This is a genomic window from Isoptericola jiangsuensis (assembly GCF_002563715.1).
Taxonomy (GTDB): domain Bacteria; phylum Actinomycetota; class Actinomycetes; order Actinomycetales; family Cellulomonadaceae; genus Isoptericola; species Isoptericola jiangsuensis.
In genome coordinates this window covers 878,556-896,750 of record NZ_PDJJ01000001.1, presented here as the reverse complement: position 1 = coordinate 896,750, position 18,195 = coordinate 878,556, and the positions used below count along the sequence as shown (strand labels likewise).

General features: G+C 73.5%; 19 protein-coding genes and 3 tRNA genes. 3 read left to right on the top strand and 19 right to left on the bottom strand.

All coding sequences use genetic code 11. The features are described from left to right. Positions 1 to 7 precede the first annotated feature (7 nt). The 6 genes from ATJ88_RS04050 to ATJ88_RS04025 form a co-directional block, all read right to left on the bottom strand. Positions 8 to 442, bottom strand: a complete 435-nt coding sequence (locus ATJ88_RS04050; protein ID WP_098462724.1) for a MaoC/PaaZ C-terminal domain-containing protein — start codon at positions 440 to 442, stop codon at positions 8 to 10. Continuing rightward, positions 442 to 903 carry an FAS1-like dehydratase domain-containing protein gene (locus ATJ88_RS04045; RefSeq protein ID WP_098462723.1) on the bottom strand — a complete coding sequence of 154 codons (462 nt, stop codon included), beginning with the start codon at positions 901 to 903 and terminating at the stop codon, positions 442 to 444. Before ATJ88_RS04045 ends, ATJ88_RS04050 begins: the two co-directional genes overlap by 1 nt. A gap of 26 nt (positions 904 to 929) precedes the next feature. Further along, positions 930 to 1,100 (bottom strand): 50S ribosomal protein L33, encoded by a 171-nt coding sequence (gene rpmG / locus ATJ88_RS04040; protein ID WP_098462722.1) that lies wholly within the window; start codon positions 1,098 to 1,100, stop codon positions 930 to 932. Positions 1,101 to 1,189: 89 nt separating this feature from the next. After that, positions 1,190 to 1,266 (bottom strand) — tRNA-Met (locus ATJ88_RS04035). Positions 1,267 to 1,331: 65 nt separating this feature from the next. Continuing rightward, positions 1,332 to 1,404, bottom strand: a tRNA-Thr gene (locus tag ATJ88_RS04030). Positions 1,405 to 1,514: 110 nt separating this feature from the next. Continuing rightward, positions 1,515 to 1,596 (bottom strand) — tRNA-Tyr (locus ATJ88_RS04025). A gap of 182 nt (positions 1,597 to 1,778) precedes the next feature. Here ATJ88_RS04025 and rarD point away from each other — a divergent pair. The 3 genes from rarD to ATJ88_RS04010 are packed head-to-tail and all read left to right on the top strand — an operon-like array spanning position 1,779 to position 4,100. Further along, entirely contained in the window at positions 1,779 to 2,717 is a 939-nt protein-coding gene (gene rarD, locus ATJ88_RS04020) for an EamA family transporter RarD (RefSeq protein ID WP_098462721.1), read from the top strand. A 22-nt stretch (positions 2,718 to 2,739) separates the two neighbouring features. Continuing rightward, positions 2,740 to 3,234 carry a YajQ family cyclic di-GMP-binding protein gene (locus ATJ88_RS04015; RefSeq protein ID WP_098462720.1) on the top strand — a complete coding sequence of 165 codons (495 nt, stop codon included), beginning with the start codon at positions 2,740 to 2,742 and terminating at the stop codon, positions 3,232 to 3,234. Next, the gene (locus ATJ88_RS04010; RefSeq protein ID WP_098462719.1) at positions 3,231 to 4,100 is read left to right on the top strand and encodes an HAD family hydrolase; all 870 of its coding nucleotides are present in this window, start codon (positions 3,231 to 3,233) and stop codon (positions 4,098 to 4,100) included. Before ATJ88_RS04015 ends, ATJ88_RS04010 begins: the two co-directional genes overlap by 4 nt. A 21-nt stretch (positions 4,101 to 4,121) precedes the next feature. Here the strand turns inward: ATJ88_RS04010 and ATJ88_RS04005 are convergent, their stop codons facing one another. The 13 genes from ATJ88_RS04005 to ATJ88_RS03945 all read right to left on the bottom strand — a co-directional run bounded on the left by ATJ88_RS04005 (position 4,122) and on the right by ATJ88_RS03945 (position 18,195). Beyond that, positions 4,122 to 5,006, bottom strand: a complete 885-nt coding sequence (locus ATJ88_RS04005) for a potassium channel family protein (protein WP_098462718.1) — start codon at positions 5,004 to 5,006, stop codon at positions 4,122 to 4,124. A 106-nt stretch (positions 5,007 to 5,112) separates the two neighbouring features. After that, positions 5,113 to 6,045 carry a potassium channel family protein gene (locus ATJ88_RS04000; RefSeq protein ID WP_098462717.1) on the bottom strand — a complete coding sequence of 311 codons (933 nt, stop codon included), beginning with the start codon at positions 6,043 to 6,045 and terminating at the stop codon, positions 5,113 to 5,115. A 35-nt stretch (positions 6,046 to 6,080) separates the two neighbouring features. After that, positions 6,081 to 6,974: a zinc metalloprotease HtpX gene (htpX, locus tag ATJ88_RS03995; protein ID WP_098462716.1), complete on the bottom strand. Its 894-nt coding sequence runs from the start codon at positions 6,972 to 6,974 to the stop codon at positions 6,081 to 6,083. Positions 6,975 to 7,040: 66 nt separating this feature from the next. After that, positions 7,041 to 7,760: a hypothetical protein gene (locus ATJ88_RS03990; protein WP_098462715.1), complete on the bottom strand. Its 720-nt coding sequence runs from the start codon at positions 7,758 to 7,760 to the stop codon at positions 7,041 to 7,043. Continuing rightward, on the bottom strand, positions 7,757 to 8,254 hold the full coding sequence (locus ATJ88_RS03985; RefSeq protein WP_141538609.1) for a hypothetical protein: 498 nt from the start codon (positions 8,252 to 8,254) through the stop codon (positions 7,757 to 7,759). Before ATJ88_RS03985 ends, ATJ88_RS03990 begins: the two co-directional genes overlap by 4 nt. A gap of 59 nt (positions 8,255 to 8,313) precedes the next feature. Beyond that, positions 8,314 to 8,916, bottom strand: a complete 603-nt coding sequence (locus tag ATJ88_RS03980) for a hypothetical protein (protein WP_098462713.1) — start codon at positions 8,914 to 8,916, stop codon at positions 8,314 to 8,316. Positions 8,917 to 8,919: 3 nt separating this feature from the next. Further along, positions 8,920 to 10,236 carry a hypothetical protein gene (locus ATJ88_RS03975; RefSeq protein WP_098462712.1) on the bottom strand — a complete coding sequence of 439 codons (1,317 nt, stop codon included), beginning with the start codon at positions 10,234 to 10,236 and terminating at the stop codon, positions 8,920 to 8,922. Further along, positions 10,233 to 10,517 carry a hypothetical protein gene (locus ATJ88_RS03970; protein ID WP_098462711.1) on the bottom strand — a complete coding sequence of 95 codons (285 nt, stop codon included), beginning with the start codon at positions 10,515 to 10,517 and terminating at the stop codon, positions 10,233 to 10,235. The genes ATJ88_RS03975 and ATJ88_RS03970 overlap by 4 nt, the downstream gene beginning before the upstream one ends. A gap of 80 nt (positions 10,518 to 10,597) precedes the next feature. Continuing rightward, positions 10,598 to 10,894 (bottom strand): WXG100 family type VII secretion target, encoded by a 297-nt coding sequence (locus tag ATJ88_RS03965; RefSeq protein WP_098462710.1) that lies wholly within the window; start codon positions 10,892 to 10,894, stop codon positions 10,598 to 10,600. 122 nt (positions 10,895 to 11,016) lie between these two features. Further along, the gene (locus ATJ88_RS03960) at positions 11,017 to 15,486 is read right to left on the bottom strand and encodes a type VII secretion EssC family protein (RefSeq protein ID WP_098462709.1); all 4,470 of its coding nucleotides are present in this window, start codon (positions 15,484 to 15,486) and stop codon (positions 11,017 to 11,019) included. 67 nt (positions 15,487 to 15,553) lie between these two features. After that, positions 15,554 to 15,811 (bottom strand): hypothetical protein, encoded by a 258-nt coding sequence (locus ATJ88_RS03955; RefSeq protein ID WP_098462708.1) that lies wholly within the window; start codon positions 15,809 to 15,811, stop codon positions 15,554 to 15,556. Positions 15,812 to 15,821: 10 nt separating this feature from the next. Further along, on the bottom strand, positions 15,822 to 16,535 hold the full coding sequence (locus ATJ88_RS03950; RefSeq protein ID WP_098462707.1) for an FHA domain-containing protein: 714 nt from the start codon (positions 16,533 to 16,535) through the stop codon (positions 15,822 to 15,824). Beyond that, positions 16,528 to 18,195, bottom strand: a complete 1,668-nt coding sequence (locus ATJ88_RS03945; RefSeq protein WP_098462706.1) for a serine/threonine-protein kinase — start codon at positions 18,193 to 18,195, stop codon at positions 16,528 to 16,530. Before ATJ88_RS03945 ends, ATJ88_RS03950 begins: the two co-directional genes overlap by 8 nt.

The window sequence follows — 18,195 nt, the reverse complement described above, 5'->3', positions numbered from 1 at the left end:
GCGCGGGTCAGGAGAGGCGGACGACGACCTGGGTGCGTCCGAGGACCTTCGCGCCGTCGTGGGTGACGGTGAGGTCGATGCGGGCCGTGCCGGCCTCCGCGTCGAGGGCGCCGACGGCGGCGCTCACCTCGACGGTCGCGGCGCCGCGCGCCGGGACGGGCACGGGCTTGGTGAAGCGGGTGCCGTAGCGCACGACGGCGCCGGGGTCGCCGACCCAGTCGACGACGACGCCGACGACGGTGCCCATGGTGCACATGCCGTGCGCGATGACGCCGGGCAGGCCGACCTCGGTGGCGAAGGACTCGTCCCAGTGGATGGGGTTGAAGTCGCCGCTGGCGCCGGCGTAGCGCACGAGGGTGGCGCGCTCGAGCTCGACGGTGCGGGTCGCGACGACGTCACCGACGGCGAGGTCCGCCAGCGCGGGACGGGTGGTGTCGCTCATCAGGACTCCTCGCCGCGGATGACGAGGCTGGACGTCACGGTGGCGACGTGCTCCCCGGGGGCGGCGTCGGCGTCCGCCGCGAAGATCTCGCAGCGGGTGCTCACCATGGAGATGCCGGCGCGCTGGGTGACGGAGTCGACGTGCAGCACGGTGACGAGCTCGTCACCGGCGACGATGGGCCGGTGGTGCGTGAAGCCTTCGTCGGCGTGCACCACGCGGGAGAAGTCGATGCCGGCCTCGGGGTCCGAGACGTAGGGCGACTCGGCGCGCTGCGCGACGACGACGGCGAAGGTCGGCGGCGCGACGAGGTCCGGATAGCCGAGACCCCGCGCCGCCACGAGGTCGTGGTGCGCGGGGTGCTCGGCTCCGACGGCCGAGGCGAACTCGCGGATCTTCTCGCGACCGACGGAGTACGGCGCGGTGGCCGGGTACTCGCGGCCCGCGAAGTCAGGGTTCGCCACGACGTCGGGGTGCTCTGTGCCGGAGGTCAGCGGGTCTCGCGGTGCGACGTGTGCTTGCCGCAGCGCGGGCAGAACTTCGCCAGCTCGAGACGGTCCGGGTTGTTCCGGCGGTTCTTCTTGGTGATGTAGTTCCGCTCCTTGCAGTCCACGCAGGCGAGCGTGATCTTCGGGCGGACGTCCGCGCTCTTGGCAGCCATGGTGTGTCACCTCTCGCGCCCCCGGAAGGCGCAACGTGCGTCAAGGAATGATGTCGGTCCGACGCCGGCCGTCGGACGAATGTCTTGCTTGGTAGCGAGGGCGGGGCTCGAACCCGCGACCTCACGATTATGAGTCGTGCGCTCTGACCAGCTGAGCTACCCCGCCGCGCGTGACGAAACGCGGGACCGTCCGTCCGTCGTACCGGTGGACGGCCCCGCGTCGAATCACAGAGCCCCGAAAGGGAATCGAACCCTTGACCTTCTCCTTACCATGGAGACGCTCTGCCGACTGAGCTATCGGGGCAGCGGAGAAGACTCTACACGTTCCCGGGCTTCCGAAGAAATCCGGTCCTGCGTCACACCTTCTCCTGGTGCAAGGAGCGTCTCGACCGCGGATCGAGCCGTTCCGTGCGGTGGCAGGTGAGGGATTCGAACCCCCGAAGTCGATGACGGCTGATTTACAGTCAGCTCCCTTTGGCCGCTCGGGCAACCTGCCTAGCAGGGCCGCGAACGACCTTGCGTGGACAACCATAGCGGCACCGGGCGCCCAGGTGGAAATCGGTCCGCCGTGGCCCTGATCACGCCCCGTCCGGTGCCGCTCGCGCGCCCCCGGCCCCCTCCCCCGGCCCTCTCGCCGGCACCCGGGTCGGTGTCCCCGCGCGGACATATCCTGCGCGAGTGACGACCCCTCCCGCCCCGGACCGCTGGGGGCTCCCCCTCGGTCTGAGCGCCTACCTGCTCTGGGGCGCCATGCCCCTCTACTTCCCGCTGCTGGAACCGGCGGGGGCGCTGGAGATCATCGCCCACCGCATCGTCTGGTCGCTGCTGTTCTGCCTCGTCCTGCTGGCCGCCACCCGCACGCTGCCGCAGCTGACGGCCGTGCTGCGCCGGCCGCGCACGCTCGGCGTGCTCGCGGTCGCGTCGGTCCTCATCGTCGTCAACTGGGCCACCTACGTGTACGCGGTGCTGTCCGGGCACGTCCTGGACGCCGCGCTCGGCTACTACATCAACCCGCTGGTGACGACGCTGCTCGGCGTCGTCCTACTGCGGGAGCGCCTGCGGACGGCCCAGTGGGTGGCCCTCGGCTCGGGCGCGGCGGCGGTCGTGGTCCTGTCCACCGGCGTCGGCGGGCTGCCGTGGGTCTCCCTGGTGCTCGCCTTCTCGTTCGGGCTGTACTCCCTGACGAAGAACCGCGTGGGACGCACCGTGGGCGCCCTGCCGAGCCTCGCGGTCGAGACGGCCGTCGCGACCCCGTTCGCCGTCGCGTACCTCGGGTGGCTCGTCGCCCAGGGCACCTCGACGTTCGCGCAGGAGGGCGCCGGGCACGCGCTGCTGCTCGCCGCGGCCGGCGTCGTCACCGGCGTGCCGCTGCTGCTGTTCGGGGCGGCCGCCCGGCGCCTGCCGCTGTCGGTCGTGGGGATGCTCCAGTTCCTCACCCCGACCCTGCAGTTCCTCGTGGGGCTGCTCGTGTTCGGCGAGCACATGTCCCCCGTCCGCTGGGTCGGGTTCGGGCTCGTCTGGGTGGCGCTGGTCGTCCTCACCGTCGACGGCACGCGGGCCGCCCGCGCGACGCGCCTCGCCGCCGCGGGACCGACTACCGTGGTCACCGAACCCTGACCCCTGACGCAAGGAGCATCCCGTGGCCGACTCGTCGTTCGACATCGTCTCCAAGGTCGACCGCCAGGAGGTCGACAACGCCCTCAACCAGGCGGCCAAGGAGATCGCGCAGCGCTACGACTTCCGCGGCGTCGGCGCCTCGATCGCGTGGAGCGGCGAGGGCGTCCTGCTCGTCGCCAACAGCGCCGAGCGCGTCAACGCCGTGCTCGACGTCTTCCAGACCAAGCTCATCAAGCGCGGCGTCTCCCTCAAGGTCCTCGACACCGACGACAAGGAGCCGCAGCCGTCCGGCAAGGAGTACCGCCTGCCGGTCGCCCTCAAGGAGGGGCTGTCGAGCGAGAACGCGAAGAAGATCACCAAGATCATCCGTGACGAGGGTCCCAAGGCCGTCAAGACGCAGATCACCGGTGACGAGGTACGCGTGACCTCCAAGAGCCGCGACGACCTGCAGACCGTCATCGCGCTGCTCAAGGCCGCCGACCTCGACGTGGCGCTGCAGTTCACGAACTACCGGTGACCCTCCCCCGCCTCGTCGCCAGCGACCTCGACGGCACGCTCCTGCGCTCGGACGGCACCGTGTCGGAGCGGACGCGGGCCGCGCTGCGTGCCGTCGAGGACGCGGGCGTCGAGGTGGTGCTGGTGACGGCCCGCCCGCCGCGGTGGCTCGACCCGCTGGCCGACTGCGTGGGTGGTCACGGCCGTGTCGTGTGCCTCGGCGGGGCCGCCGTCTGGGACCTCGCCGAGGGTGCCGCGATCGAGGTGCACGGGTTCGCCGACGACGAGCTCCGGGCGCTGGTCGCGGACGTGCGCGCGGCGGTGCCCGGGGTCGCGCTGGCCCTGGAGCGGGTCTCCGGGCCGGTCTTCGACCCGTGGTTCCCGCCGGACGAGACCGGTCTCCCGCCCGCCGTGCGCGCCGTGGCGGTGGAGGAGTCCCTGGACGACGTCGCACATCCGGCCGGGACGGTCGGCAAGCTGCTGGCGGTCGTGCCGGGCCGGGGCCTGTCCACGCGGGTCGGTGACGTCCAGCGCGGGCACCGGACCGACGCGGCGCAGGACGAGTTCTTCGCGGCGGTCCGCACCGCCGTCGGCGACCGCGCGCACCTGGCGTTCTCGGGTGCGGCCGGGCTGGCCGAGCTGCTGCCCGCCGGGGTGACGAAGGACCGGGCGCTGGCGCGCTGGTGCGCCCGTCTCGGCATCGCGGCGGCGGACGTCTGGGCGTTCGGCGACATGCCGAACGACCTGCCCATGCTGCGCTGGGCGGGGCGCGGCATCGCGGTGGCCAACGCGCACCCGGACGTCCTGGGGTGCGCGGACCTCGTCACGGACGGCAACGACGACGACGGTGTCGCGTCGGTGCTGGAGCGTGCGCTCGCCGGGCGGTGACGCCGCCGTCGGGCGCCCGCGTCAGGCGGGGCCCTCGGGGAGCCGGGCTCGCAGCTCGGCGATCTCGCCGCGCAGCGCCCTCAGCTCGGCCATGAGGAGCGCCGCCTGCTCCGGGGTCACCATCGTGCCCACCCCCGCGTCGACGAAGCGCGGCGGCAGGTCGGCGGCGTCGACGTCGTCGGAGCCGGCCCGGGCCTGCTGCGCGGCGAAGGTCTCCAGGTCGTCCTCGTCCGGCGGGGTGTAGGCGACCAGCTCGACGAGCCACGACGACAGCGTGGCGGTGACGACGCCCAGCAGGGCGATGCCGCCGAGCATGAGGAGCACCGCCATGGTGCGGCCCAGCGTCGTCACGGGCGCCATGTCCCCGTACCCGACGGTCGTGACCGTCACCAGCGCCCACCAGACGCCGTCGCCGAGCGTCTCGATCGTCGAGCCGGGCTCGCCCCGCTCCGCCTGCGTGACGACGAGCGCGGCGGTGACGACGAGCAGCACCGTCCCGACGGCGGCGTACCGCACCACCTTGCCGCGCAGCCGTCGTCGACCCGCCTGGTTGAGCCGGCTCACCACCGACACGAGCAGCAGGGGGCGCAGCGCCGGCACCAGCACGACGGCGAGGGCGAGCGGGTGCCGTCGCACGTAGACCCAGCGGCGCCGCGCCAGGACGACGCGCACGACGTAGTCCGCGGCGAAGACCGCCCACGTCACGGCGAGGAACCAGGCGCACGCCTCCCGGACGTCGGACCCGACCTCCGGGACGGCGATCGGCACGGCGTACGCCACGAGGAACAGCACGCCCACGGCCGTGAGCGGCCGCTCCGTGGCGGCCTCCCAGCGACGCAGGCGCGGCCCGACCACCTCGGACTCGCGACGAGCGAGGGCCTGCTGGAGGAACGGTTCCGACGACATCGCTGGTCAGCCTGCCAGAACCGGCGGCCGCACGCCCGGGGAGCCGGCACCGGGACGAACCGGCGGCGGCGCGCCCCGCTCGGGCGGGGCGGGTGACCGGGTGCGGTCAGCGGCGCCCGTCGGCCTCCCGGTCGCCGTGCGGCGGCGCGCCCGTGGCGTCGTCCGTCCCGGACGGGCCGGACGGCGCGAGGACGGCCCGGTCCCTCAGCTCGGCGCGCAGCGCGGCGAGCTCGGCGTGCAGCGCGTCCACCTGGCCGCGGGTGGCCTGGTGCTCCTCCTCCGTGGTGGCGTCCACGCGCTCCACCAGCCAGGACGCGAGCGTCGCCGTGACGACACCGAGGAGCGCGATGCCGCCGATCATGAGGCCGACGGCCACGAACCGGCCGGTGACCGTCACCGGGAACATGTCCCCGTAGCCCACCGTGGACATCGTGACGATGGCCCACCAGAACCCGTCACCGAGGTTCGCGATCGACGACCCCGGCACGCCGCGCTCGGCGTTGGTGATGGCGAGGGCGCCGGTGAGGACGAGCAGCGCGGTGCCGGCGGCGGCGAACACGACGACCTGGCCGCGCAGGTGGCGGGAACCCATCCGGTTGATGCGCAGCAGCGCGTTGACGAGCAGCAGCAGCCGCAGGGGTCGCAGCAGCGGCAGCGCGATGACCGCGAGGTCCAGCGGGTGGGTGCGCACGAAGTGCCACCGCCGCGGCGTGAGGACGAGCCGCACCCCGTAGTCGACGACGAACGCCACCCAGGTCAGCCAGAGGACGCCGGAGCAGGCGGTCCGCACGGCCGCGGGGACGTCGGGGAACGCGACGGGGACGGCGTACGCGACGAGGAACAGCAGGGCGACCACGAGCAGCGGCCACTCGACGGCACGCTCCCAGCGCGCGAACCGGTCCCCGGCCCCGTCGCCGCCCGCGGCGGCCCGGGCCCGGTCGAGACGACCGGTGCGAGGACGGGCGTCCGGCGCGTCGGTCGCCGGACCGTCGGGGTGGTCGAGGGGGCGGTCGGTCGGCGGTGCGGGAGTCGAGGACATCGCGCGCCACCCTAGCGGCGCGGCGGGGCGGTGCGTCAGTAGCGGGTGATGCCGCCGGGGCCGAACCCGGTGCCGCCGGCCATCTTCTCGAGGCGGGCGATGCGCTCGTTCATCGGCGGGTGGGTGGCGAACAGCTTGGCCATGCCGCCGCCGCGGAACGGGTTGGCGATCATGAGGTGCGAGACGTTCTCCAGGGGCTGCGTCTGCGGCAGCGGTGCCGCCGACGTGCCGCTCTCCAGCTTGCGCAGCGCGGACGCCAGCGCGAGGGGGTCGCCGGTGAGCTTGGCGCCGTCCTCGTCGGCGTCGTACTCACGGGTGCGGGAGATCGCCATCTGGATGAGCATCGCGGCGAACGGCGCGAGGATCGCCAGCGCGAGCGCGGCGAGCGGGTTGCCGCCCTCGCGGCGGTCGCCCCCGCCGAAGAACAGCAGGAACTGCGCCAGCGACGTGATGACGCCCGCGAGCGCCGACGCGACCGACGAGGTGAGGATGTCGCGGTTGTAGACGTGCATGAGCTCGTGGCCGAGCACGCCGCGCAGCTCGCGCTCGTCGAGGATCCGCAGGATGCCCTCGGTGCAGCACACGGCCGCGTTCTTCGGGTTGCGACCGGTCGCGAACGCGTTGGGCGCCTGGGTGGGCGAGATGTAGAGGCGGGGCATGGGCTGGCGCGCCACCGTGGAGAGCTCGCGCACGATGCGGTACATCTCCGGCGCCTCGAGCTCGGTCACGGGGTAGGCGTGCATCGCCTTGATCGCGATCTTGTCGGAGTTCCAGTACCCGACGAACGTGCCGATCAGACCCAGCGCGGTGAACAGGAACAGCATCCCCTGGCTGCCGCGGAAGAACAGCGCCCACAGGCCCAGGAGCACCGCCCACAGCACCCCGAAGAGCAGCACCGTCTTGAGGCCGTTGAAGTGCTGATGACCCACCGCTGATCTCCTTGGTTGACGACACCCGTGCAACGCGCAGGGTACGTCGCCGGTTCCCGTCCTGCCTCAGGCGGGCGTGCGGACCACGGGGTGCAGGGACAGCACGACGGCGTCGAACAGGCCGAGCATCGCCTCGCGCAGCGGGACGAACGGCGTCGTGAAGGTCACGTTGAGCACCGGCTCCAGCCCGCGCCGGGCCGTCCAGTAATCGGCCCGCAGCTCGGGCAGCGCCGGTTCGCCGTCGACGTCCGTCCGCTCGACCTCCGTCTGCCGCACCGCACGCAGCACCCAGCCGTCCTCGAGCTCCTGACGGTCGACGTCCGCGCCCGCGAGCGTCCCCGCGAGCCGGGCCACCAGCTCGTCCGAGCCGGCCGTCGCGGCGTCCACGGGGAACACCGCCATCGTGCCGGTGAGCGCGACGTCCCCGACGTCCATGGCGAACACCGTGATCGCGGCCGCGCCCGCCTCGGCCGCGCCGCGGGCCGCCGCCGTGAGGTTGTCCCGCGCCTCGCGCCGGGCCCGGGCCCGGTCGTCGCGCCGGCCCAGGCGCTGCACGACGACGTCGCGCACGCGGGCGTCGATCGCCGCCGGGTCGTCCAGCGGGACCGGCCACCAGCCGTTCGGGTACACGAACGCCCAGTGGGTGGCCGCCTCGGTGAGATCGACCCGCTCGCTGCTGGGCTCAGGCACGGCGTCGTCGCCGCCGGGCTCGCGTTCCTCGGTCAGGTGGGCGGCGACGCGGTCGGTGCCGAGCGGGTCGGTGGGCAGCGCCCGGACGTCGCTCATCCCGGGAACACCTCGATCCAGCTCGCCCACTCCTGCCGCTGCCGTGCGACCTCCCACCACAGGAGCCCACCGTAGACGAGGACCACGAAGGACACGAGGCTCAACCGGAGTGCACCGACCCGTACCGCACGTCGTCCGGAACCGTACCGCCGGAAGCCGTGGAGCACGTACCAGATCCCCCAGACGATGGCCGCCGACGCGACCGCGAGACCGAGCCATCCCGCCGCGCCGATCCCCGCCGACGGCGGGACCGGGAAGTCGTCGGGACGACCTGCCGCCCACCAGACGTCGAACCCGTCCTGCTCGACGTCGCGCAGCGCGTCGGTCGCCCTCTGGACCGCCAGCCACACGCCGGCGGCGGCGAACATCGCCCAGGCGACCCCGGCGCGGAAGAGTCGCTCCGTGGAGTCGCTGACCGCTTCGGACACGACGGCTCGGACGGCCGGGACGTGGACCGGCCCGCGCAGGCAGAACCAGGCGAAGAAGACGATCACGACGATCAGGAAGAGACCGGATGCCGTCTGGGAGGGCCACGGCGGGTCCGCGGGAAAGTTCACGACACCTCGAGCCGGGCGTAGGTCGAACCGTTCACCAGCACGGAGATCTCGTCCTCGACCTGGTCGACGAGGTGCGAGTACGGGGTGTCGCACTCGATCTCGACGACCTCGTCGCGGGACAGGGGGAAGAGACTCAACCGCCAGGTGTGGAGCACCTGGCCGGTCGTCGCGTCGGAGGTGTCCACGACCTGCACGAGGAGCGGACCGCTGCCGGTCTCGACCGAGTCGGACGTGTAGCCATCCACCACGACGCCGGGGATCCGCGGCACCCGCCGCGCGCCCTTGACCGCACGGCGGAACGCCTTGGTGACGTCCCCGCGCGCGCGGAAGGTCCGCACGAGAAGGCTCGCGGTCGGACGGTGGTCGTTCGCCGGATCGAACCAGATCCCCGCGCCCCAGGCATCGCCCGCGCCCGTGGCCCGCTCGTCGACGGCCCGCACCGCGGCGATGACGGCGTCGTCGTTCTCGCCCCCCGGCACCTCGGCAGCGACGTCGCCCCATCCGGCGGGGTTGAGCCCGGCCGGCCAGAAGATCCAGCCCGGGCGAGACGGGAACGTGAACACCTCGTCCGCGCCGGGACGCGCCGGGTCATCGGTCATCGGTCACCACGTCTTCTGATCACGGTAGAGCAGTGTGCCATTGCCGACGACGTCGCTGACGTACGGGGCGACGACGGTGCCCAGGGAGCCGACGGCGAGCGGGTTGAGCGAGCCCAGACGCTGCAGGGTGGCCGGGTACGCCGTCGCCCCCTGCGCGAACTGTCGGACGCCGTTCGCGTTGCTCAACGCCTGGAAGGACCGTGCCGCGTCGGAATGACCCATGAAGTTCATGACCCAGGCGCGCCCCCGGAGTCCCGAGAACGAGCGCACGCCCTGCTGGAACCATGTCACCGGGTTGTACCGGCGCACGTCCGCGCTGCGGAACCCTGAGGTCGCACGGCTCCAGGTGCTGCGGACGACGTTGCGCGTCTGAGGGCTGCCGAAGCGGCTGATGTTCTGCGTGAGGCGAGTCTGCCGCGCCGCACCCTGCGCGACGCCGCGGGCACCCGTGGCCTTGAAGGCGGCGCCTGCGCCCCGGCCCACCCCGAACGTCGCGATGGCCACGAAGCCGAGCAGGACGTTGACCCAGTCCCCCTCGCCGTGGAGGACGAGCGCGATGTCGGCGACCAGCGCCACGACCGTCGCCACGAGCGCGACGACCGCCAGGATCTGCCCGAGGATCGGCACCCACCCGAGGACGAGCGCGGCGATGCCGGCCCACATGGCGATCTTGCCGGCCCACTTCGAGACGAAGTTCGCGAGGTCGGACCCCCACTTCTCCCACCAGCCGTCGTTCAGGTCGCTGGCCTTGACGCCCTCGCGGATGTCGCCGGCGGCCGCCCGCGCGGCGGCGCGCCACGTCGACACGATGCCGTCGAGCTCGCCGACGGTGAGGCTCAGGGACGTCCGGGCGGTGTCCCGCGTGGAGACCTGGGTCCGCAGCATCCAGCTCGCCGCCGAGTCGACGGGCTCACCGGTGGTGCGGGCCGTGGTGACGGCGTCGTCGTAGTGCTCCTGCGCCGTCGTGACCGCCCGTTCGGCGTCGTCGACCGCCTCCTGCGCGGCCTTCGCCCGCGTCAGGAGGGCCTCGGCGTCGGCCTGCGCCTGGTGGTGCGCCACGGCGTAGGTGGTCAGCGCCGTCGCCACGGCGGCGTAGCGGGTGCTCGCCTTCTGGAGCTCCTTGCGCACGTCGTCCGTCTTCTCGCGCAGCGCCTCGACCGCGTCCGAGGTGAAGTCGCAGGTGTCCTCGATGACGCCGAGCGCCTGCCACGCCTCGTCGATCGCGTCGGCCACACCGGTGTAGTACGTCGCGGCGTCCGTCGAGGTCTGCGGGTTCCCGGGGACGGGGTTCGCCGCCGCCAGCGGCTCCCAGCGGCTCACGACTCCTCCAGCGACTTCGCGAGGTCGGCGTCGACGCACTGGAACTGCTCCGCGACAGCACCCACCAGCTCGGCGACGTTCGCCACCGAGTCGCGCATCTTCGCGCGCCGTTCCTTCCAGTCGCCCGCGAACGAACGGATCGCGTCGGCCAGCTCGTCGTCGCCGACGGCGTCGGCCACCCGCCCCGCATAGGTGTCCGCGGCGTCGAACTCCGCCGCCACGAGCTCCAGGCCGGTGCCGGTGTTCGCCAGCAGCGCCGTGTCGAGCCTCAGATCGGTCATGTCTCCCTGCCGTCACCTCGCCGGAACGACCGACGGGGCGGCCCGCTCTGGGCCGCCCCGTCGGTCGGATGTCGCCTGCGTCAGCCGCGGATGCCCTGGGCGAGCTGGGCGTCGACGTCGGACAGCGTCTGGGCGGTCTGCTCGAGGAACGAGGCCATGCCCTCGAGGCCCTCGATGGCCTGGGTGGTGCCCGTGGTGAACTCCTCGTAGGAGGTCTGGAACGCGCCCGAGGCCTGGTCGGTGACGAAGCCGGACGAGACCAGGTTGTTCACCTGGGTCTGCAGGTTCTGCAGGATCTCGGTCAGCTGCTGCTGGCCGTTGCGCAGCTGGCCGGCCTGGGACCGCAGCTCGTCGTAGGACACGTTGACGTTCGCCATGACATTGCTCCTCGTGAGTGGATGAACCCGACCCGTGCGGGTCGGTCCGTCGTCGGACCCGACACTAGTGACCGATGCCCGGGGCGTCGATGGGGAGAACTCCCCATCTCGCCGGGTGGACGCTACCCCTGCTCGTCCAGGACGAACGGGAGGTGGACCCGCGTGTGCTTGCCCCGGGCGACCCACGCGCCGCGCCCGGGCGGGAACTCGCCCTTGCCGGACCGCGGCAGCGACGTCTTGAGGATCGTGTCGCCGTCGAGGTTCTCCGGCTGGAGCAGCAGGCCGCGGCGGCCGTTCTTCACCTCGCCGAACAGCGGCCACGTCGCGCCCCACGCCCCGGTCTCGGCCTCCGCGACGAGCAGGTGTTCGCTGCTGCGGATCGCCTTGGTGAGGTCCTGGATCGCCTTGTCGGCGGGTGTCTGCAGGTACTCGTTGATCGCCTCGACCACCACGACGATCCCGGGCGAGACGTCCTCGTCCTGGACCGCGGCGAGCAGGTCGGCGGCCAGCCCCTTGACCTTCTCCACGCCCGTCGCGACGTCCGCCCAGGGCAGCTGGTCCGCGATCGCGGAGCGGGCCTGCGCGAACAGGTAGAGCCGCGCGTCGGGGTTCGCGCGCAGCACGGCACGCCCGATGGCGACGAGCGCGTTCGAGCGTCCCGCCCCCGGCGGGCCGGCGACCACCATCGTGCCCGTCGGCTCGAACGGCAGCGGCGCGATGCCGAGCGAGTCGAGGCCGAGCACCGGCCGTCCGTCGACGGCGGGCGGCAGCTCCGCCTGCCGGTACTGCGTGGGCAGGACCCGCACGGCGGGCGCCGGACGCACGCCGGCCTCCACCATGGACCGGCCGAGCTTCTCCGTGGCGGCGGCCTGCGCCGACACCGACGGGGTGCCGCCGATGACCGCGACCTGCAGCTCGAGGCCGTCGAGCAGCGCCCGGCCGTTCGGCGAGTCCGCCGTGATGACGTCGCGGGGCGCGTTGAACGCCAGGTAGCCGTCGTCCGTCATGCGCAGCAGCAGGTTGCGCTGCACCATCGACCGCACGTAGGTCGGCACCGCGCCGGACCGGTCGGCGGTGAACACGACGTGCATGCCGAGCGCACGGCCGTCGTTGAGGATGTCGCGGAACGCGTCGAACCACTCCGAGCGGCCCGCACCCACCTCGAAGTCGTCGCGGAACGCGGGGAACCCGTCGACGAGGAGCAGGATGCGGGGCACGCCCTGCTGGCCGGTGAGGCGCCGGTACTCGGTAACGCTGGACGCCGACACCGCGGCGAACGCCTCCCCGCGGCGCACCAGCTCGTCGCGCAGCATCCGCATGAGGCCGACGACGCGCTCGACGTCGTCGCCGCGGGCGACCGTGCCGACGTGCGGCAGGGACGACAGCATCCGCAGCGCACCGGCCGCGAAGTCCAGGCCGTAGACGTGCACCGGACCGCCGCGGGGCGTGATGCCGGCGGCGGTGGCGATGCTGCGCAGCGCCGTCGACTTGCCCGCGCCGCTCGTGCCGTAGACGCCCAGGTGTCCGTCGGTGTCCGGGTTGAAGTAGACCGGCCGCTGCGCCTGCGCCTCGGGGATGTCCGCGACACCCACGAGGATCTCGGTGTCCGTGCGCTGGTGCAGGCGGGTGAGGTCGTAGACGTCCGCCAGCGAGTCGAGCCACGGTCGGCGCGGCGCGGGCAGCCGGGCCGCCGAGAACGCCTCGGTGATGCGTGCGACGAGCCGCTGCTGGTCGTTCGGGCCGAGGTCGACGTCCTCCTCCGGGGTGTCGAGGGTCGGCTCCTCCCAGCGCTCCTCGCGTCCGAAGTGCAGGCCGGCGACCCGGATCGCGGCGCGCTCCGGCGACCGGGTGCTCCACCCGCCGGCGTAGCCGGACTGGAACGCCTGGAGGCGCCCCGGACCCGTCTTGACGACGCCGCGGCCGGGGATCGACGGGTCGATGTGCGCAGCGTCCTTGATGTCGACGACGTCGCTGGAGTCCGACTCGTCGGCCATGCGCAGCGCGACGCGCAGGTTGGTGTTGGCGCGCAGGTTGTCCTTGATGACGCCCGCGGGACGCTGGGTGGCCATGATGAGGTGGATGCCGAGCGAGCGTCCGCGCTGCGCGACGTCCACGACGCCGTCGACGAACTCCGGCACGTCCCCGACGAGGGCCGCGAACTCGTCGATGACGATGACGAGCGCCGGCGGCGTCTCCGGGTCCCCGCGCTTCTCCAGCTCCAGGAGGTCCTTGACCTTCTTGCGGTTGAACAGGTGCTCGCGGTGGTGCAGCTCGGCGCGCAGCGACGTGAGCGCCCGCAGCACCAGGTGCGGGGACAGGTCGGTGACCAGACCCACGCAGTGCGGCAGCTGGACGCAGTCCGCGAACGCCGACCCGCCCTTGTAGTCCACGAACAGGAACGTCACGCGGTCGGGGCTGTACTCGGCGGCCATGCCGAGCACCCACGCCTGGAGGAACTCCGACTTCCCGGCGCCGGTGGTGCCGCCCACCAGGGCGTGCGGCCCCTGGCTGCGCAGGTCCAGGTGCTGGGCGTCCAGACCGGCCGACCCGACGATCGCACGCAGCGACCCGGCACGCTTGCGCGGGCTGACCTGGGTGCGGTCGTAGATCGACAGGTTCTGGCGCCAGCGCTCCACGACGGCGCCCGGGTCCTCGAACAGGTCGTGGCCCAGCAGCGCCGGCACGGACACCGACCGGGGCAGGTCGGACGAGTCCTCGACGATGGCGCCCGCGTCGAAGACGGGCGCGAGGCGCCGCCCGTAGTCGAGCGCGGAGGCGGGGTCCAGCTCCTCCAGCTCGACGTCGTCGACCCACCGGCCGAGCCGGACCATGCCGACCCGCGGGCCGGCCTCGCCGAGGTCGACGAACGTGCGGCACGCGGCCGGGAGGTTCGCGGGGTCGGCGGCCAGCCACAGCGGGAAGACGCCCGCGTCGGGGCCCTGCTCGGCGAGCTGGATCAGCCGGGCCCGATCGACGTCGATGTCGTCGGAGATGACGACGACCACGGCCGGCACGGGGGACGGCGTGCCCGCCTGCTGGGCGTCCGCGCCGACGTCGGCGCCGCGCTCCAGGGCGGCGTCGTCGGTGTCGACGGCCCCGCGGCGCCGGGCCCCCCGGGCGGCGCGCAGGCGCGTCGTGACGAGCTCCTCGAGCTCCGCGACCAGCCGGGCGGCGCCGCTGGCGGAGTCCGCGAGGTGGTGGCCCTCGACGGGGCTCTGCGGCGACGAGGTGTGCGGGATCCAGGTGAGCCACTGCAGGTGCTGCGTCCACGCGGGGCTCACCATGCCCGTGACGACGACCTCGGCGGGCGAGTGCAGGCCGGTGAGCTGCAGCAGGGCGGCGTTGACGCTGCCCACGACCCGCGCCGGCGGGCCCGCGAAACCGATCGCGCCGGCGTCGTAGAGGTTCTCCACGACGGGGACGCCCGAGATGTCGCGGTAGGTGTCGACGACCTCGTCGAGCTTCTCGCGGTACTCCTTGATCATCGCGCCGCGGTCGGTGTCCTTGACGCGGTTGCGCGACGGCATGGTGCCGATGCCGAACCGGACGTTGAGGAAGCTCCAGTGCTCGGGGCGGCGCGTCCACAGCAGGGGGCCGTGGCGCATGGCCTCGACGAACACGTGCTGGGTCGCGGGGGCCTCGCGCAGCCGGACGGCCCGCTCGGTGTCCTCCTCGCCGGCGAGCTCCTCGCGCAGCCCGTCGAGCCGCTCGGTGAAGCGCGCGATGTCGCGCTCCTTGCGCTTGCGCTCCTGCCGCCCGCGGGTGAGGTAGTTGCCCACGAGCATGATCGGCGTCATCGCCATGAACATCAGGGAGAGCACGCTGCCGCGCGCGATGAACATCGCCCCGCCCATGAGCATCGGCGCGATCATCGCCAGGAGCGGGAACGGCTGCGGGTCGGTCTCCTTCGGCACGTCCGGGGCGTCGAACTCCGCACCGTTGTAGCGGGCCTCCACGCGCGGCGACCGCGTGAACGGGACCGGCCCCGCCTTCGGCGCGACGCCCGTCAGGTGCTGCGGGCGGCGCCGCTCGATCGTCATCGTCGTGTCCCCGACGACGATCCGCTGCGTGCCCTCGACGCGCAGGCGCTGCACGTGGTCACCGTCGACCAGGATGCCGTTCGCCGACCCCAGGTCGACCACGTCCACGACGTCCCCGACGTCGAGGCGCAGGTGCCGCTTGGAGACCAACGGGTCGTTGAGCACGACGTCGCTGCCCGCCGCACGTCCCAGCACCCAGCTGCCCTCGGGCAGGTCGAGCACGGAGCCGTCGGCGAACCGCAGCGTGGCCCGGGTGTCCCGGGACGACGCGTACTCGAAGCCCGGCCGGTCGGTGTCCACCACGGCCACCTCGGCACCCGACCCGATCCACGCCTCGCCCAGCGCGGCGTCGGCCGGCAGCCGGACGGGGGTGTCCTGCCCGGGCAGGCGCGCCTCCAGCGTGCGCGGGCGGTCGCCCGGACCGCCGGCGGCACCGGGGTCCACGCGGGCGATCGTCGCCGCGACCTCGCCGATCGTCGCACCGGCGTCCGCGGTGACGACCACGTCGTCGTGCGTGGTGTCCGGGCGCCGCAGCGTCACCTTGACGCGCATCGTTCTCCTCGGGTCGTTCCGTCACGGGGTGCGGGCACGGGGCCCGCGGGCGGGTCGCGCCGCCAGGTCAACTGCTCCGGCGCCCCAGCAGGGCGAGGACGCCCCCGACGACGGCGCCCACGAGGGCCCCGACGGCGGTGACGCGCCAGGTGCCCGGGTCGGTCAGCTCGCGGCCGACCGCCCGGTAGAAGTCCGCCGGGTCACCGGTGCCCGCGCCGTCCGAGACGACACCGACGGCGTACGTCACGACGAACGCGATCGCCGCCCCGGCGACGGCGAGCACGACGACGAGCTGCCACCACGGGGGGCGCGTGCCGCCGCTCACCGGACGCCCCTCACGACGCGGCCTCGCCGTCGTCGGCGGAGTCGACGTCCAGCAGCGGCAGGTCCTGCGCGGTCACCAGCCGGGACGCCACCGCGTACTCGACCAGGCGCGCACGCCGGTTCGCCGCAGGCCCGCCGGTGCCGCCCCGCAGCCCCCGCACGCCGATCCGGTCCAGCTTGGAGCACACGTTGTCGAGCTTGCGGTTGAACCGCGTCGTCGACCACCCGAGCCGGGCCGCGGCGTCCGCCGACGACGGGATCTGCGACAGCCCCGTGCCGTCACGGCGCAGCATCGGCTCGCACAGCGCGACCACGAGCTGACGCTGGCTGACGGTGAACGGGATCATCCCGATCGTCGTGGCCCCGCCCTCGGGCTCCTCGGTGCGGATCTGCGCGTACGGGGCGGGCGCCAGCCGGGCCAGCAGCTCGTACGTCGTGGGACCCGCGGTGAAGACGATCGACGTCGCGGGGAACACCAGCGGCAGCGACGTCCCCGGGGACACCCAGGACTGCACGCCGCCGCCGGCGTCGCACACCGTCACCGCGAGGCGCGCGCCGACGTTCGCGAGCCACCACAGGCCGCCGTCGTGCGTGATCCGCAGGAACCGGCGGTGCAGGTACGGGTTGTCGTCGAGCTCGAGGTCGCCCTCGCGCCCGATCTCGAACACCTCCTGCGGGTCGGGGTGGAACCACTCCCCCGCGAACTCCAGCGCCAGCTCAGCCATCGACGCACGCGATCTTCGGCTCGAACGACCCGGCGCCGGAGCGGATCACGACCACCTCGACGCAGGTCTCGCCAGCGTCGGCGCGCGGCACCGTGACCGTCGGGTCCGGCACCGTCGTGTAGGGGGTGCCCTCACCGATCGTCGGCACCCGCCACCCGTACGCGTCGCCGTCCTGCGGCTCGGGGTTGGTCCACGTGAAAACCACCTCGTCACCCTGCACCTCGCCGGACAGCTCCCGCACGGCGGGCACGATCCCGCCGAGGTTGTCGGCCGGTGGGCCGGCGTCGTCGACCGGCGCCGCCGTGGTCTCCTGGGCCGCCGGCGTGTCCTCGTCGTCCGGCCCCAGCAGGACGACCAGGAGCGCCACGACCGCCGCCACCGCCACGAGGGCCACCGCCACCAGGGCTCCGACCGCACCGCGGGGCCGGGCGGCGGGCTCCGCCGCGGGTGCCGGGGCCGGCTCCGGGTTCGCGGCCGACGCGACCGCCCGGTGCACGGTGTCCCCGAGGTCGGGTGCCAGCTGCGCGGTCGCGACCGGCGCACCCTGCGTCCCGGGCCGCGAGCCCGTGGCCGCCCAGCCGCCCCCGGCGGTGCCCGTCGTGCCCGCCGTCGACCAGGACGTCGGGACGGAGGTCATCGACGTCGGCGACGACGCGGACGACGCACCGCCCGCGCCCGGACCGCGCGGGTCGACCGAGACGACCTCGCGCAGGCGCGTGCCGACGTCGTCCTCGTCGTCCGCGCTCCCGCCGGACGCGGCCGAGGTGTCGGTCTCGTGCACCAGCCCCGCGTCGTCCAGCAGGTCGATGGGCGTCACCGCGAACGACAGCTCCGTCTGCACCGCCTGGAGCGCGCGGGCGAACGCCAGCGCCGTCGGGTAGCGGGCGGCCGGGTTCTTCGCCATCGCCGTGCTCAGCACCCGCTCCAGCGACGCCGGGACGTCGGTGCGACCGGTGGGCTGCAGCGGCGCCGTCTCGATGCGCGACACCAGGTCCGCGCTGGAGTTCGTGCCGCCCGGCACCTCGAACGGCGTCCGCGACGCCAGCAGCGAGTACGTCGTCGCGGCCAGGCCCCACACGTCCGTCCCGACGCCGGTGCCGGGCGGGTCGCCGAACGACTCCGGCGGGGACCACGGGATGCTCATGCCCTCCGCGCGGCCCGCGTCGTCGAGGGTCGAGGAGATGCCGAAGTCCGTCAGCGCCGGGTGGCCGTACTCGGTGACCAGGATGTTCGCGGGCTTGATGTCTCGGTGCAGGATGCCCGCGCGGTGCGACGTCTCCACCGCGCCGGAGATCTGCACGGCGATGCGCAGCACGTCCGCGACGCTGAGCCGCTCGCTGCGGTAGCGCGAGCCGAGGTTGGGGCGCGAGCAGTACTCCATCGCGAGGTACGGGCGACCGTCCTCCGCGACGTCCGCCTCGTACATCGTGACGATCGACGGGTGCGTGGACAGGGTGGCCATGAGGTCGGCCTCGGCGTCGAACGCCTCGCGCTGCCCCTCGTTCGTCCACTCGTGCAGCAGCACCTTGACCGCGACGCGGCGGCGCGGGCGCCGCTGCTGGTACAGGAAGACGTCGGAGAACCCGCCCGACCCGATGAGCGAGAGGTACTCGAAGCCGTCGATCTGGGGCGGCGGCGACGGCGTGCGCTTGCTGCTCAC

Excerpts from the sequence above, each read along its gene's own strand:
- ATJ88_RS04050 (WP_098462724.1), bottom strand. The coding sequence starts at position 442 with ATGAGCGACACCACCCGTCCCGCGCTGGCGGACCTCGCCGTCGGTGAC.
- rpmG (WP_098462722.1), bottom strand. The coding sequence starts at position 1,100 with ATGGCTGCCAAGAGCGCGGACGTCCGCCCGAAGATCACGCTCGCCTGC.
- ATJ88_RS04005 (WP_098462718.1), bottom strand. The coding sequence starts at position 5,006 with ATGTCGTCGGAACCGTTCCTCCAGCAGGCCCTCGCTCGTCGCGAGTCC.
- ATJ88_RS04000 (WP_098462717.1), bottom strand. The coding sequence starts at position 6,045 with ATGTCCTCGACTCCCGCACCGCCGACCGACCGCCCCCTCGACCACCCC.
- ATJ88_RS03990 (WP_098462715.1), bottom strand. The coding sequence starts at position 7,760 with ATGAGCGACGTCCGGGCGCTGCCCACCGACCCGCTCGGCACCGACCGC.
- ATJ88_RS03980 (WP_098462713.1), bottom strand. The coding sequence starts at position 8,916 with ATGACCGATGACCCGGCGCGTCCCGGCGCGGACGAGGTGTTCACGTTC.
- ATJ88_RS03970 (WP_098462711.1), bottom strand. The coding sequence starts at position 10,517 with ATGACCGATCTGAGGCTCGACACGGCGCTGCTGGCGAACACCGGCACC.
- ATJ88_RS03965 (WP_098462710.1), bottom strand. The coding sequence starts at position 10,894 with ATGGCGAACGTCAACGTGTCCTACGACGAGCTGCGGTCCCAGGCCGGC.
- ATJ88_RS03960 (WP_098462709.1), bottom strand. The coding sequence starts at position 15,486 with ATGCGCGTCAAGGTGACGCTGCGGCGCCCGGACACCACGCACGACGAC.
- ATJ88_RS03950 (WP_098462707.1), bottom strand. The coding sequence starts at position 16,535 with ATGGCTGAGCTGGCGCTGGAGTTCGCGGGGGAGTGGTTCCACCCCGAC.